The organism is Xenorhabdus hominickii, assembly GCF_002632725.1.
Taxonomy (GTDB): domain Bacteria; phylum Pseudomonadota; class Gammaproteobacteria; order Enterobacterales; family Enterobacteriaceae; genus Xenorhabdus; species Xenorhabdus hominickii.
This window is the reverse complement of the sequence record NZ_NJAI01000001.1, coordinates 1,514,716-1,528,115: the sequence shown is the minus strand read 5'-3', so window position 1 is coordinate 1,528,115 and position 13,400 is coordinate 1,514,716. Positions and strand designations below refer to the sequence as shown.

The window sequence follows — 13,400 nt, the reverse complement described above, 5'->3', positions numbered from 1 at the left end:
TAGGGTCTTGCGAGTGCCCACACAGATTGTCTGATTAAATTGTTAAAGAGCGGGCAACCGGAGAGGTTCTCCGTGTTGCGAGGCTGCGTATCTTACGCCGTCCTCAGAGAGTGTCAAGCCTTTATTTTCGCGCCTTTCACCTCTTGTCATCTCGACCTGTTTGTATGTTTGTCGTGACAACGGATGCGCATTATAGGGAGCCTTTTTATTTAGGCAAGTCTTTTTTTGTATTTTTTATTTAAATGTTCATATTTCAGCCAAAAAGGTTATTTTTGACTGTTTTTTATCACATTTGGCAGGTCAGCCAGGCTATCAATAACGAGATCTGCAACTTGTTCTGCTGCTTCTGTTATAGGTTTTCCTGTACGAACGAGCACTGTGGTTCCAACATTAGCTGCATTTGCTGCCAACATATCTTCTATTTTATCTCCTACCATATAAGAAGCAGACATATCGATATGTAATTCTTCCTGTGCATCCAGCAACATGCCGGGTTGTGGCTTACGGCAATTACAGTTCTTCTTATACTCTTCATTACTCGCTTCTGGGTGATGTGGGCAATAATAGATGCCATCAAGATCAACACCTCGGTCTGCCAATGACCAATCCATCCATTCAGTTAACTGCATAAACTGATCTTCAGTAAAGATTTTGCGGGCAATACCTGATTGATTAGTTACCAAAACCAGTGCATAGCCCATTTTTTTCAATTCAAGCATGGCATCAATCGCGCCATCAATAAATTGAAAATTATCTATCTCATGTACATAACCATGATCGATGTTAATCGTGCCGTCACGATCTAAAAATACGGCGGGAATACCTTGAGTCACCTGATTACTCCAAGAATGTACGAAGCAGACAGTATCGCATGATTCAATACTGAATGATAATGCAGCATTTAATTTATTCGCGGTTGACTTAGACGTCTAGACGCCTTAACATCCACTTCAATTCACGACTTGTTTAAAGGTTTTCAAGTCATTCATCCTGACACCTAATAAGAAAAAAATGATAAGACTGACTCAGATAAATAAAGTATTTCAGCAAGGAACGCGCTCAATCAAAGCGCTTTCAGATATCAACTTGCATGTCCCTCAGGGGCAAATATATGGCGTTATCGGTTCTTCAGGTGCAGGAAAAAGTACCTTAATTCGCTGTGTGAATATGCTTGAGCACCCGACTTCAGGTCAGGTTTTGGTTGATGGGCAAGATCTCACTTCTCTTTCTGAGCGTGAGTTGACTCGTGCTCGTCGTCATATTGGCATGATTTTCCAGCATTTTAATTTACTGTCATCCAGAACCGTATTTGACAATATCGCTCTACCTTTAGAATTGAATCAAACGCCAAAGGCTGAAATAAAAGCTAAAGTTAACGAGTTGCTGGAATTAGTTGGTCTTTCTGATAAGCATGACGTTTATCCTGCCAATTTATCTGGTGGTCAGAAACAACGTGTCGCGATTGCTCGCGCACTGGCAAACTCTCCGAAAATCCTTCTGTGTGATGAAGCCACCAGCGCGCTCGATCCAGCAACAACCCGCTCTATCTTAGAGCTGTTAAAAGACATTAACCGTCGCCTGGGCCTAACGATTCTTCTGATCACCCATGAAATGGATGTCGTTAAACGCATCTGTGATCAAGTTGCGATAATTAGTGGTGGTCAATTGATTGAGCAAGATGTTGTTAGCGCAATATTTTCGCATCCCAAGACACCAGTTGCCCAAGAATTTATCAAATCTACGCTGCATTTGGATATTCCTGAAGATTACCTACAGAAATTGCAGCCAGAATCTGCGCCGGATCGCTGTCCATTATTGAAACTGGAATTCACAGGTAAATCCGTTGATGCTCCATTGATTTCCATGGCTGTGCGTCGCTTTAGTATCGACATCAGTATATTGAGTTCTCAAATGGATTATGCCGGTGGTGTTAAGTTTGGCGTTATGCTGGCTGAATTGGATGGCGAAGATAGCGATATTGAATCAACAATTACGTTTTTAAAAGAGCATCATGTGAAAGTAGAGGTTCTCGGTTATGTCTGAAGGAATGATTTTATTACTGGCTAAAGGCGTCTGGGAAACACTCGTGATGACTTTCGTTTCTGGTTTTTTTGGCTTTGTTATTGGTTTGCCTGCTGGCGTGCTTTTATATGTCACCCGCCCCGGGCAAATTATCGAAAACGGAACGCTTTATCGTATCCTGTCAGCGCTGGTGAATATCACCCGCTCAGTTCCGTTTATTATTTTGCTGGTATGGATGATCCCATTCACCCGACTGATTGTTGGAACTTCAATCGGCTTACAAGCAGCAATTGTTCCATTAACTGTCGGCGCAGCACCTTTCATTGCCCGTATGGTAGAAAATGCTTTATTGGAAATTCCATCTGGATTGATCGAAGCAGCACGAGCAATGGGTGCAACGCCGTTTCAGATCGTCAGAAAGATTCTATTACCAGAAGCATTACCAGGTTTGATCAATTCAGCCACAATAACCTTAATTACTTTAGTGGGTTATTCCGCTATGGGTGGTGCTGTTGGCGCAGGGGGCTTAGGCCAAATTGGATACCAATATGGTTATATTGGCTACGATGCAACAGTAATGAACACCGTGTTAGCATTACTGGTTGTTTTAGTTTTCTTGATTCAATTAGGCGGTGACCATTTAGTTAAGGCCGTTAATCGTAAATAAAGCTATTTCAACCAAGGTACCCGATAACGGCACCTATACCCAATAGAATTTCGAGTTGCAGTACAGCAGTCAATAAATGCAGATACAACTTAAAAGTAGTACGCAATAACTTGGTCAGACAGGTTATAAATCAGTATTCAACAAGGGGTAAAAATATGTCAGTGAAATTGAAATCCATTGCAGTAATCGGCGCACTATTAGGCACATTGGCCCTTGCAGGCTGCGGCCCAGAACAAAAAAATCCCAATCACATTAAAGTCGGTGTTATTGCAGGGCCTGAATTAAAAGTTGCTGAAGTTGCCAAACAAGTGGCTAAAGATAAATATGGCCTTGATGTTGAGCTGACGACATTCAATGACTATGTTTTGCCAAACGAATCACTGAGCAAGGGAGATATTGATGTCAACGTCTTCCAACACAAACCTTATTTAGATCAGCAAGTCAAAGAGCGTAGCTACAAACTGGCTATTGTTGGTAATTCTTTCATCTACCCAATGGCGGCTTATTCTAAGAAGATCAAATCACTGGATGAATTGAAGGATGGCTCTCAAATTGCTATTCCAAATGATCCGACCAACCAAGGCCGTGCATTATTGTTATTACAAAAACAAAGTCTGATCACATTGAAAGATGGTGTTGGCCTACTGCCGAGCATTCTGGACATTACCAGCAATCCTAAGCAATTGGATATCGTCCAACTAGAAGCACCACAATTACCACGCTCACTGGATGATCAAAAGATTGCTTTAGCGCTCATCAATAACACTTATGCAGGGCAGATTGGTTTAACGCCAGAACAAGACGGGATTTTTGTTGAAGATAAAAATTCACCTTACGTAAATATCATCGTCAGTCGTGAAGACAATAAAGATGCTGAAAATATTCAAAAGTTTGTGAAAGCGTATCAATCGCCAGAAGTGGAAAAAGAAGCACAGATAGTCTTCAAGGGCGGTGCAATAAAAGGTTGGTAATCTTTCATATTTAACCAATCAAGATTAAAATTCTGAGGCGGATACTTGTATCCGCCTTTGCTTATTGGGAAATTAAATACTTTTTATCATTATTTCGCCGATACATGCTCCATTCCTCACTCACTGTTTTTATCGGAATAAGGATTCAACTCAATGCGTATGTTACCTATCTGTTTCATCGCACTATTTATGGTTGGATGCACTTCACTGTCAACTCAGATTAATAAATCTGACTCAAAGTCAGTACATCGTTCAACTACAAAAAACAAAAATACATCTTATGTTCGGCTCTATACGAAACCTGCCGAACTGCTAGGCTCACCATTTAAAGATCTCGGTATCGTTTCTGGAGAGTCCTGTCGTAATACGCTACAAGATCCTCCTGCCAGTATTGCAATTGCACGACAAAATATGCAGGCAAAAGCCTCTCGTTTAAATGCCAATGGCGTATTACTGCACCAATGTGCAATTTTCTACGGCCATGGTTGTTACCAAATTGCCATCTGTGAGGGCACAGCGGTAATAACCACTAATTAACCACTACCTACTTCATAATTATCCACTTAACTGTTACTTACTTAGTTTTTATCAAAGTATTTTGTACTGAAAAAGGCTCATGGCAGATTTTCATTTTACGCAAATAGGAACCATCCATTCTCCCTATAAAGAGAAGTTTGCCATTCCCCGCCAGCCGGGTTTGGTGGAAGATGGCACGGGGCAACTCGAATTGCTTACCCCTTATAATCAGGCTGATGTCGTACGTGGTTTGGAACAATTCAGCCATTTATGGATTGTCTTCGTTTTTCATCAAACGATGAATGGAGGCTGGAATCCATTGGTTCGCCCTCCTCGTCTAGGAGGAAATGCCAAAATGGGCGTATTTGCTACCCGCTCAACCTTCCGCCCTAATCCCATTGGGATGTCTTTGGTGGAGCTAAAGGGAATTAATTGTCAAAACAATCGCGTACTACTGCAACTTGGGAGCTTGGACTTAGTGGATGGTACGCCCGTACTTGATATAAAACCTTATCTGCCTTTTGCTGAATCACGCTCTGACGCGAAAGCAGGTTTTGCCCAAGCAGCACCAGATGCAGATATGGAAGTTTGCTTTTCTCCGATCGCAGAACAACAACTTTCATGTCATCAGACAAGTTATCCTCAATTACGCCGCTTTATTAGCCAAATCTTGGCTCAAGATCCCCGTCCTGCCTATCGCAAGAAAGAACAAGAAAATCGAGTATACGCAGCCCATATCCTCGATTTTAATGTTCGCTGGTTGGTTCATGGCACCATAACAGAAGTGGTTTCTATCGAACTCCGCTAAAACCCCTTTTGACATCGCCGACTCGCTGGTAGACTAGCGGTTTACTTTATTTTCAGGGTTGGGTGGCACTTTATTTGCCGCCCAGAAGCACTTTGCTGTCCAATGGAAACTTACTATGCGTACTAGCCAATATCTGCTCTCTACTTTAAAAGAGACGCCTGCTGATGCAGAAGTAGTCAGTCATAAACTGATGCTTCGTGCCGGAATGATCCGTAAACTCGCTTCAGGTCTGTACAACTGGATGCCGACAGGTGTCCGCGTGTTGAAAAAAGTTGAAAACATTGTTCGTGAAGAAATGAATAATGCCGGGGCGATTGAGGTTTCCATGCCGGTAGTTCAGCCAGCAGATTTGTGGCTAGAAAGTGGCCGTTGGGAACAATATGGTCCAGAATTGCTGCGTTTCGAAGATCGTGGTGCTCGTCCTTTTGTTTTGGGGCCAACCCATGAAGAAGTCATTACTGATCTGATCCGTAACGAAGTGACTTCTTATAAACAGCTGCCATTAAATCTGTTCCAAATTCAGACTAAATTCCGCGATGAAGTTCGCCCACGCTTTGGTGTCATGCGTTCACGCGAATTCATCATGAAAGACGCTTACTCTTTCCATACCAGTCAAGAATCTCTGCAAGAGACTTACGACAAGATGTACACTGCTTACAGCAAAATCTTTACCCGTATCGGTCTGGATTTCCGCCCCGTTCTTGCTGATACTGGTTCCATCGGAGGTAGTGCCTCCCATGAGTTCCAAGTGCTGGCAGCCAGCGGTGAAGATGATATCGTCTTCTCTACAGAATCCAACTACGCAGCGAATATCGAATTGGCCGAAGCGGTCATGCCATCTCAGGAGCGTGCAGCGCCATCTGAAGAAATGCGCATGGCCGATACACCAAATGCCAAAACCATTGCTGAATTGGTCGAGCAATTTAACCTGCCAATTGAAAAAACCGTTAAGACGTTGATCGTTCATGCTGCGGAAGAAAGCGGACATAAATTAGTGGCTCTGCTGGTTCGAGGTGATCATGAACTCAATGAGATCAAAGCAGAAAAATTGCCATTGGTCGCCAGCCCACTCAACTTCGCTACCGAAGAAGAAATTCGTGCCATCGTCAAAGCTGGCCCAGGCTCTTTAGGCCCAGTCAATTTGTCTATGCCTGTTATTATTGACCGTAGCGTATCCGTCATGAGTGATTTCGGCGCAGGTGCCAATATTGATAATAAACATTATTTTGGCATTAACTGGGAGCGTGACCTGCCTCTGCCAGAAATTATTGCAGACATTCGTAATGTGGTTGAAGGTGATATCAGCCCTGATGGTCAAGGAACACTGCAAATCAAACGTGGTATTGAAGTCGGTCATATTTTTCAGCTTGGTACCAAATATTCCGATGCACTGAAAGCAACTGTACAGAACGAAGATGGCCACAACCAAGTTGTTACGATGGGCTGTTATGGCATTGGTGTAACCCGCATTGTTGCCGCAGCCATTGAACAAAATCACGATGATCGTGGAATTATTTGGCCAGATGCGATTGCGCCATTCCAAGTCGCTATTTTGCCAATGAATATGCACAAATCTTATCGTATCAAAGAAGTTGCAGAGAAACTGTATGAAGCCTTACGTTCCAACGGCATTGATGTGATTTTTGATGATCGCAAAGAACGCCCAGGGGTTATGTTTGCTGACATGGAATTGATTGGCGTACCGCATACTCTGGTTATTGGCGATCGCAATCTGGATAACGGTGAGATCGAATACAAAAATCGTCGTAATGGTGAAAAACAGATGCTGAAATTAGACAGCATTGTTGAATATCTGAAAGACCAAATTAAATAACTTTAATTTTGTAATCAAGTACCACCTAAAGACAAAAACCTGCGTGCATACCACGCAGGTTTTTTTATGTACTGTTTTTTATGTGAATGTTATTTTTTACGCTGACAAGATACTGATTTATCAAAACGGATCTTGCCTGTTTGAACTAAGGCATCATCAAACAATCCATCTTCCATTGAAGGACGCAACGTATAATAGCCTTCCACGTCGACATAAACAGGAGTTCCCCCTTCAACACCTGTCGCACTATAACCACGTTCCAAATCAATATTTTCCGACGCATCGTACGTTCTTCCAGTACGACAATCAGTAAAGAGTGCGCTATCTGCAATATAACTATACTCACCGGAGAGCTTTTTCGGGGTAACTTTCGCTAATTCATAATTGAAATTTGATTGGATTGGATTGCCATCAACATCCAGCATAACCAGATTTTCACCTTTCATCTGGTAATAAAATGTCTTACCCTCTTGATTATTCAATGTAATTTTTTTACCGTTAATTATCCAATGACCCGTTTCAAAAAAAGTGTTCTCATCACTTTTGGCCTCCAGATAAATTTGTTCCGATATGTATGTCTTATCTTTTGCAAGCTGCAAAGTAGTCTCAATACCAGCACAATCGGCACAAGGTACAACACCATTAAATACATTCTCGGTTAGTTGAAACTTATTCTGAGATACTGTGCTAGCCTGTAACTCAGCATTATCCTCTAACACAGGATTATTCTGGCATCCCGCTGTAGTGATTACACCTGCGGCTAGCAGTGCAAAAAATATTTTTTTATTCATTATGTCATTAATCCAATAAATTCAGCAAAATACCCAGTAAAGGAAGATAAGGGTATCACCTATTGTTTATAACGTCCGCTGCATATCAAACATGAGCCTTCTGTAACAATATTGACGTTACTTTATCGTATCCCAAAATGCTTGAGAGATAATTTCGTTGCTTAATAGTAAGAAACAGGTTTACCCTACTCCCAATTCCAACGCAATTCCCACAGATTTATTCTGTCATTAAGGAAAGCTTACTGTGCTATAGTCGTAGATAGCATTTTTTGCGTTTGAGTTTGGTCAATCACGGGCGGCACGATAACCGCCACTAACATAGTGGTGAGCAAATATGTCTATAGATACTGAATATCAACCAATTAACTGTGACGATTACGAGAACCTTGAACTAGCTTGCCAACGCCAACTACATTTGCATGTCAAATTACTGGATGGTGCGTTATTTGAAGGAAAGGCTAAAGAATTGATTTTGAGAAAAAAAGTTGAATATCTTCTCGTCGAGTCAAAAGAAGAAACCCGTGAATTAAGATTGGATCACATAACCAGTTTCAGTAACCCAGAGATTGGAACGATTGTTATTGAACATTCTTCATAGCGAAAGTCAGCGGATTGTAGGAATTTTTAGCTAAACAACAAAAAAGTCCTCTTATTAAATGAGGACTTTTTTGCTGCAAGAAAGTGAGCGCAGCCAACGAAGAGGCAACTTGAAAGATGAAAGGTATCAATTATTCAATTGCATCCCAGGCACCTAATCCCTTACCTATAGAGGCAACAAGCGATACACCCGATCCCACGAAATTTCCCAAATACGAGTTATGCTTATCAAATAAAATTAAGGATATTGATGTGAGACTTGATGAATACCAAAAAGAATGTGTTTCAACTAACAATTTATCATAATCACTTGTATAAAGTGCTCCCCTATAACTCCCAACTTCCAAGAGACCTACCGCACCTCCATTTCCGTAAAATGTCCATTCGGTACTAATAGCAAGCTCCACTGTACTGTAAAATACATAGCTGACAATTGTAAGTTTTCCTTTATAAAGGTAATTTTTTTCATTCAAAATAAATTCTTTAATTATCTCATCAATCTTATTTTGTTCTAATCTTCCTTGCATGTCAGTGGAAAATTTTTTTAAGGTTTTGAGCTTAAGTTCATTTTCATTAAATTTAGAACTCATAGCAACAAGCCTCTTTATAAAAATAAAATAACAACAATAACCACATTATTATTTTCATGTTTAAAAATCATAATTTATATAAATATAATCATAGGTTAATAATTAATGCACCTTATGGGTAATAACTTTCATTTAATTATAAATTAAATTAATTGGAGTTAATAAAAAATACCTGTGCTAGAACCAACACCATTGACTGTCGAAATTCCGTTACCTTTGAATTTCCCTAAATAGTTTGAATTATTATCATAAAAACTAATGACTATTAGTGTAAAAGCTTCATAAAACCAAAAATTATGGGCTTTAAGATAGAGCATCGTCAGGTCATCAGAATAAACACCACCGCTGAATCCACCAGCCCCAACACTACTTAAACACCATCCTCGACCATTAAATGTTCTATCTTTATCAATAATTGTAACATTAAGCCGGAAATAAATGATCTCGCTAATAATTGAAGCTGATGCATCGACTCTCTCTTCCTGAGTTGCAAAAAGGATTATCTCTGCGGGATCTTTAAGAAGGACTGGATCTATTATCCTTCCTTTCATATCTTGAAAAAACCTGTTATTAAAATTATCTTTTATATGGTTATTTAGCTCAGAGTAGTCTTTATTATTTTGATTTTTCATGGTGCATCCATCATTTATTATAAGAAAATGGAGTTTTTATACTTTTAGTCCAAAAAACCAATAAAAAACAAAATCATGCTTAACCCATTTTAATCGAATAGATATTCACACATATAAAAAAATTCACTCTAATTTTTGATAATATAAATAAACTCATTATAAATTAAGAATAACTTGCATAATCACAACTCTGTTTTATAGGCCAATCACCATTACCTCTTCGAGATAATTTTTATATTTTAAAATATAGTACACGCTCAGATAATTTCAACAAGAAATAAATTTAATTCTAACAATATGATAGCTTATAACTAATATGAATTTACCATCGAGGTACCAATTAGGAATTTGGTAGACATATAAAAGACACCTATCAAGTTCTATTCATTAAAAAAATCACATCATTTCTAATGTGATCTCTTTAAATCAACAAATTCACAAACCAGATTTTCTACTGGAAAGTGTCTAACCACATGGCTAAGTGGAAGGTAGTATCCTCTTCCAATCCACTGAAACCCCCGAATCATCAACTAAGCATTGACCTTCTTTCGTCACAAAAATACCCAGTGCTGCAATAAGTTTATCATTGTAGTAAATCAATGGTGTTCTTTCTCTGAGCCAAGGCGCGACACCCAATTCCTGCCACAATTTTTTACTATGGCGGGAATGTTGCCGTCCTACAATACTGATATTACCTTGGACACCGAAACGAATTGTTACTTGTTCATTTCTATCTGGAGATCTGAATGTAATGTTGCTTTCTCCAGTTCGCATTAACGTCCCTAATTCATCTGGCAATATCAGTTCCTGATCTGTATTCCACTCAAGAACAGTTCCCGCCAAATGCTGATACTGAGGAACCAACCACAGTTGCTGCCGATAACGACGAATATCATATTGCCCTAATCTAAAGCGAGGCTCTGCATCTTGCCGAGAAAGCGCCACTTCTGACCAAATTCGTTGGAGCTGCTCTCGCGAGGGCATTTTTACACCGCGCTGATTCAACCATCGCCGCAGTAACGCATTACGTTTGGCTTCAGAATAACGTTCCAAAGGAAAGATGGATATTGCACCGTCCAATGTAGTCAGCTCATTCAATGATTCACTCAGCAATTCATCCAACAATTGTTCTTGTTCCCCACATAAGCTGGCACTGCGGGAAACTGCTTGTGGGAAATGAGGCCAACGCTGATTAAATAACGGCATAATATGCAGACGCAGGAAATTTCGATCATAGCGATCATCTTGATTGCTATCATCCTCAACCCACTTCAACCTCTGAGCCTGTGCGTACGTTTCCAATTCTGCACGGCTTACATTCAGCAATGGGCGAATCAATGTGGTTCCTGCAAATGACATGCTGGAAGGCATAGAAGATAGCCCTGCTGGGCCACTCCCTCGTTTCAATGCCAACAAAAACGTTTCGGCTTGGTCATCAAGATGCTGAGCTGTTATCAGAATTTCTCCCTGCTGTAACTCATCCCGGAAAGATTGGTAACGTGCATCTCTAGCTGCTGCCTCAATACCATTCTGGCGAATATCCAGACTGACTTTTTCTGTCCGGAAATCAACCTCCCAATCAGTACAAATCTGGCGACAGTGTTCGACCCACAAATCTGCCTTTGAATTTAAACCGTGGTGGATATGGATTGCCCTTAACACTATCGGGGCACGACTTAATTGCTGGTATTGTGTACGGAGACGAACCAGTAAATGCAACAATACAGTGGAGTCTAATCCACCACTAAATCCAACCAGCATCTTTTTATATGGCCCAATCTGTTCTTCCAACATCGTCAACAGGGGATCATGATTATTTGTCATTATGGGGTCAAACCTTCCTTCATTTTTACCGGATCAATCTTCAATCAAATCATCCGTTAATTTATTCTGCTCAGAGGCCTTGCTCTTAGCACTAATACAAAGTAATCCAGAGATGATAACCAACGCTAATCCAACCACATACGCTGGAACAAAAGCATCACCAAAGAACAGAATAATCCACATCATCGACAAGACGGGAGCTAAAAATAAAATTGAGGCAATTTTATGAGAATCTGAGCTGCTCATAGCTTTGAACCAAATGATATAAGAGACACCGTTCAATATGATACCGTTAAGTAATGTTGACATCAGTGAATCCCCAACAGGCAGATTGACGCTGCTGAAAACCAGCATAAATACTGCGGAAACTAATGTGGAAAAAGTGAATACCCAAAATGTACTGATATAGGCATCAACCGCAAATTGCTTCGATAATACGGACATTAACGCAAAGCAAAATGCTCCGCTAAATACCAACAACAATGCCTGAGGATGTTCTACTGCGATCTCCGTGATATTGCCTTTTGTAAAGGTAATTACAACAGCAATGAAACCCATCGCAATGCCAACCATCTGTCTGATCGATAGTTTTTCTTTAAACAAAAAGAACGATAATCCAATAATCATCAATGGCCAACTATATTGGATAACCAAAACAGCAACACCATTTTCAATGGAATAACCGTAATAAAGCAACATATAGAAGAAACAGTCCAAAGCACCTAAGATCAGTACCTTGAACATAGCAGGGAAAGGGATGAATAAAAGTTGCTTCCAGTTTTTCCCCATCATGAGAGCAACGGCAAATACCGCGAGGACAGACAGGACATTTGACCAGAATAAATATTGGAAATGGTCCATTTCTTTCTGACCAAGACGCGATATAGAAGGAATAAAACTCCAGATAAACACACAAGAAAATGCATAAATAATATATTTATATTTAGCCATAGAAAAACTCAATTTTTTATTTTAAAAAACCTGCCGATTAGGCTCCCTAATCCATCGCAATATCATCAAAATATGATAATGCGATTCAAAATTTATTGAGTATAAATATAGTAAAACAGGTGGAAATACTGAGGAATTATCACTCCTCAGCACTTTCCACCTGTTATTAACAATATTGAAACGGGTGATCTAGTTATACGCTTAAGCCTTCAGAACTTAAGCTTTCCGATCTTAGCAGTAACCGTATTGCATTAAACGCTCATAACGGCGATTAACAAGTTCTTCACTGTTCAAATTGTCCAAATCAGCAAGATCAGCCAGTAATTGGGCTTTCAATGCCTCTGCTATTTTTTCATAGTTACGATGCGCCCCACCCAATGGCTCAGGGATAACAGTATCAATCAATTTCAGCTCTTTCAGGCGTGGAGCTGTATTTCCCATTGCTTCCGCCGCCAACGGTGCTTTTTCCGCACTCTTCCATAAAATAGAAGCACAGCCTTCTGGAGAAATAGTGGAGAAGGTGCTGTATTCCAGCATGTTTACCTTGTCGCCAACACTGAGCGCCAACGCACCACCAGAACCCCCTTCACCAATAACCGTACAGATAACTGGCACGGAGAGACGGGACATTTCACGCAGGTTACGGGCAATCGCTTCTGACTGACCACGCTCTTCTGCACCCACTCCAGGATACGCACCAGGAGTATCAATGAAAGTAATGATTGGCAATTTGAAACGTTCTGCCATTTCCATCAATCTCAGCGCCTTGCGATAACCTTCTGGTGATGGCATACCAAAATTACGGCGGATTTTTTCTTTCGTTTCACGGCCTTTCTGGTGACCAATTATCATGACTGGACGGCCTTCAATACGAGCCAGTCCACCCACGATTGCTTTGTCATCAGCATAAGCTCGATCACCTGCCAACTCTTCAAAGTCGGTAAAAATGTGCTTAATATAATCCAGCGTATAGGGACGAAGCGGATGACGTGATAGCTGGGAAATTTGCCATGCCCCTAGGTCAGAAAAAATCTTGCGGGTCAATTCAAGGCTTTTTTCACGCAGACGCTGGACTTCTTCATCCAGATTTATATCTAGCTTTTCATCTTGACGGCTAACTGCGGTGAGCGAATCAATTTTCGCTTCTAACTCAGCAATTGGCTGTTCAAAACTCAGGAAATTCAGACTCATAACGTT

The 13,400-nt window shown here is 40.5% G+C and carries 14 protein-coding genes; 7 read left to right on the top strand and 7 right to left on the bottom strand.

Annotated elements, in window-relative coordinates; translation table 11 throughout:
- Nucleotides 1-266 precede the first annotated feature (266 nt).
- Nucleotides 267-833, bottom strand: a complete 567-nt coding sequence (gene gmhB / locus Xhom_RS06930) for a D-glycero-beta-D-manno-heptose 1,7-bisphosphate 7-phosphatase (RefSeq protein ID WP_069317992.1) — start codon at nucleotides 831-833, stop codon at nucleotides 267-269.
- A 178-nt stretch (nucleotides 834-1,011) separates the two neighbouring features.
- On the opposite strand from gmhB, the gene metN reads away from it, so the two are divergent.
- The 6 genes from metN to proS all read left to right on the top strand — a co-directional run bounded on the left by metN (nucleotide 1,012) and on the right by proS (nucleotide 6,818).
- Complete coding sequence (gene metN / locus Xhom_RS06925) at nucleotides 1,012-2,043, top strand: methionine ABC transporter ATP-binding protein MetN (protein WP_069317991.1); 1,032 nt, start codon at nucleotides 1,012-1,014, stop codon at nucleotides 2,041-2,043.
- Nucleotides 2,036-2,689 (top strand): methionine ABC transporter permease MetI, encoded by a 654-nt coding sequence (locus Xhom_RS06920; protein ID WP_069317990.1) that lies wholly within the window; start codon nucleotides 2,036-2,038, stop codon nucleotides 2,687-2,689. The genes metN and Xhom_RS06920 overlap by 8 nt, the downstream gene beginning before the upstream one ends.
- 155 nt (nucleotides 2,690-2,844) lie before the next feature.
- A complete protein-coding gene (locus tag Xhom_RS06915) occupies nucleotides 2,845-3,660 on the top strand; it encodes a MetQ/NlpA family lipoprotein (protein ID WP_069317989.1) in 816 nt (271 codons plus the stop codon).
- A gap of 153 nt (nucleotides 3,661-3,813) precedes the next feature.
- The gene (gene rcsF / locus Xhom_RS06910) at nucleotides 3,814-4,197 is read left to right on the top strand and encodes an Rcs stress response system protein RcsF (RefSeq protein WP_069317988.1); all 384 of its coding nucleotides are present in this window, start codon (nucleotides 3,814-3,816) and stop codon (nucleotides 4,195-4,197) included.
- Nucleotides 4,198-4,276: 79 nt separating this feature from the next.
- A complete protein-coding gene (gene tsaA / locus Xhom_RS06905; RefSeq protein ID WP_069317987.1) occupies nucleotides 4,277-4,984 on the top strand; it encodes a tRNA (N6-threonylcarbamoyladenosine(37)-N6)-methyltransferase TrmO in 708 nt (235 codons plus the stop codon).
- Nucleotides 4,985-5,099: 115 nt separating this feature from the next.
- Complete coding sequence (proS, locus tag Xhom_RS06900; RefSeq protein WP_069317986.1) at nucleotides 5,100-6,818, top strand: proline--tRNA ligase; 1,719 nt, start codon at nucleotides 5,100-5,102, stop codon at nucleotides 6,816-6,818.
- An 89-nt stretch (nucleotides 6,819-6,907) separates the two neighbouring features.
- On the opposite strand, the gene nlpE is transcribed toward proS, so the two are convergent.
- On the bottom strand, nucleotides 6,908-7,609 hold the full coding sequence (gene nlpE / locus Xhom_RS06895) for an envelope stress response activation lipoprotein NlpE (protein WP_069317985.1): 702 nt from the start codon (nucleotides 7,607-7,609) through the stop codon (nucleotides 6,908-6,910).
- A gap of 334 nt (nucleotides 7,610-7,943) precedes the next feature.
- Between nlpE and rof the strand changes: the two genes are divergently transcribed.
- A complete protein-coding gene (gene rof, locus Xhom_RS06890; RefSeq protein WP_069317984.1) occupies nucleotides 7,944-8,207 on the top strand; it encodes a Rho-binding antiterminator in 264 nt (87 codons plus the stop codon).
- A gap of 130 nt (nucleotides 8,208-8,337) precedes the next feature.
- Here the strand turns inward: rof and Xhom_RS06885 are convergent, their stop codons facing one another.
- The 5 genes from Xhom_RS06885 to accA all read right to left on the bottom strand — a co-directional run bounded on the left by Xhom_RS06885 (nucleotide 8,338) and on the right by accA (nucleotide 13,394).
- Nucleotides 8,338-8,796, bottom strand: a complete 459-nt coding sequence (locus Xhom_RS06885; RefSeq protein WP_069317983.1) for a VapA/VapB family virulence-associated protein — start codon at nucleotides 8,794-8,796, stop codon at nucleotides 8,338-8,340.
- A gap of 158 nt (nucleotides 8,797-8,954) precedes the next feature.
- On the bottom strand, nucleotides 8,955-9,428 hold the full coding sequence (locus tag Xhom_RS06880; protein ID WP_069317982.1) for a VapA/VapB family virulence-associated protein: 474 nt from the start codon (nucleotides 9,426-9,428) through the stop codon (nucleotides 8,955-8,957).
- Between the two features lie 477 nt (nucleotides 9,429-9,905).
- Nucleotides 9,906-11,252: a tRNA lysidine(34) synthetase TilS gene (gene tilS, locus Xhom_RS06875; protein WP_069317981.1), complete on the bottom strand. Its 1,347-nt coding sequence runs from the start codon at nucleotides 11,250-11,252 to the stop codon at nucleotides 9,906-9,908.
- 33 nt (nucleotides 11,253-11,285) lie between these two features.
- The gene (locus Xhom_RS06870; RefSeq protein WP_069317980.1) at nucleotides 11,286-12,203 is read right to left on the bottom strand and encodes a DMT family transporter; all 918 of its coding nucleotides are present in this window, start codon (nucleotides 12,201-12,203) and stop codon (nucleotides 11,286-11,288) included.
- 231 nt (nucleotides 12,204-12,434) lie between these two features.
- Nucleotides 12,435-13,394: an acetyl-CoA carboxylase carboxyl transferase subunit alpha gene (accA, locus tag Xhom_RS06865; RefSeq protein WP_069317979.1), complete on the bottom strand. Its 960-nt coding sequence runs from the start codon at nucleotides 13,392-13,394 to the stop codon at nucleotides 12,435-12,437.
- Nucleotides 13,395-13,400: the final 6 nt, after the last annotated feature.

Excerpts from the sequence above, each read along its gene's own strand:
- metN (WP_069317991.1), top strand. The coding sequence starts at position 1,012 with ATGATAAGACTGACTCAGATAAATAAAGTATTTCAGCAAGGAACGCGC.
- Xhom_RS06920 (WP_069317990.1), top strand. The coding sequence starts at position 2,036 with ATGTCTGAAGGAATGATTTTATTACTGGCTAAAGGCGTCTGGGAAACA.
- Xhom_RS06915 (WP_069317989.1), top strand. The coding sequence starts at position 2,845 with ATGTCAGTGAAATTGAAATCCATTGCAGTAATCGGCGCACTATTAGGC.
- rcsF (WP_069317988.1), top strand. The coding sequence starts at position 3,814 with ATGCGTATGTTACCTATCTGTTTCATCGCACTATTTATGGTTGGATGC.
- tsaA (WP_069317987.1), top strand. The coding sequence starts at position 4,277 with ATGGCAGATTTTCATTTTACGCAAATAGGAACCATCCATTCTCCCTAT.
- proS (WP_069317986.1), top strand. The coding sequence starts at position 5,100 with ATGCGTACTAGCCAATATCTGCTCTCTACTTTAAAAGAGACGCCTGCT.
- nlpE (WP_069317985.1), bottom strand. The coding sequence starts at position 7,609 with ATGAATAAAAAAATATTTTTTGCACTGCTAGCCGCAGGTGTAATCACT.
- rof (WP_069317984.1), top strand. The coding sequence starts at position 7,944 with ATGTCTATAGATACTGAATATCAACCAATTAACTGTGACGATTACGAG.
- Xhom_RS06885 (WP_069317983.1), bottom strand. The coding sequence starts at position 8,796 with ATGAGTTCTAAATTTAATGAAAATGAACTTAAGCTCAAAACCTTAAAA.
- Xhom_RS06880 (WP_069317982.1), bottom strand. The coding sequence starts at position 9,428 with ATGAAAAATCAAAATAATAAAGACTACTCTGAGCTAAATAACCATATA.
- tilS (WP_069317981.1), bottom strand. The coding sequence starts at position 11,252 with ATGACAAATAATCATGATCCCCTGTTGACGATGTTGGAAGAACAGATT.
- Xhom_RS06870 (WP_069317980.1), bottom strand. The coding sequence starts at position 12,203 with ATGGCTAAATATAAATATATTATTTATGCATTTTCTTGTGTGTTTATC.
- accA (WP_069317979.1), bottom strand. The coding sequence starts at position 13,394 with ATGAGTCTGAATTTCCTGAGTTTTGAACAGCCAATTGCTGAGTTAGAA.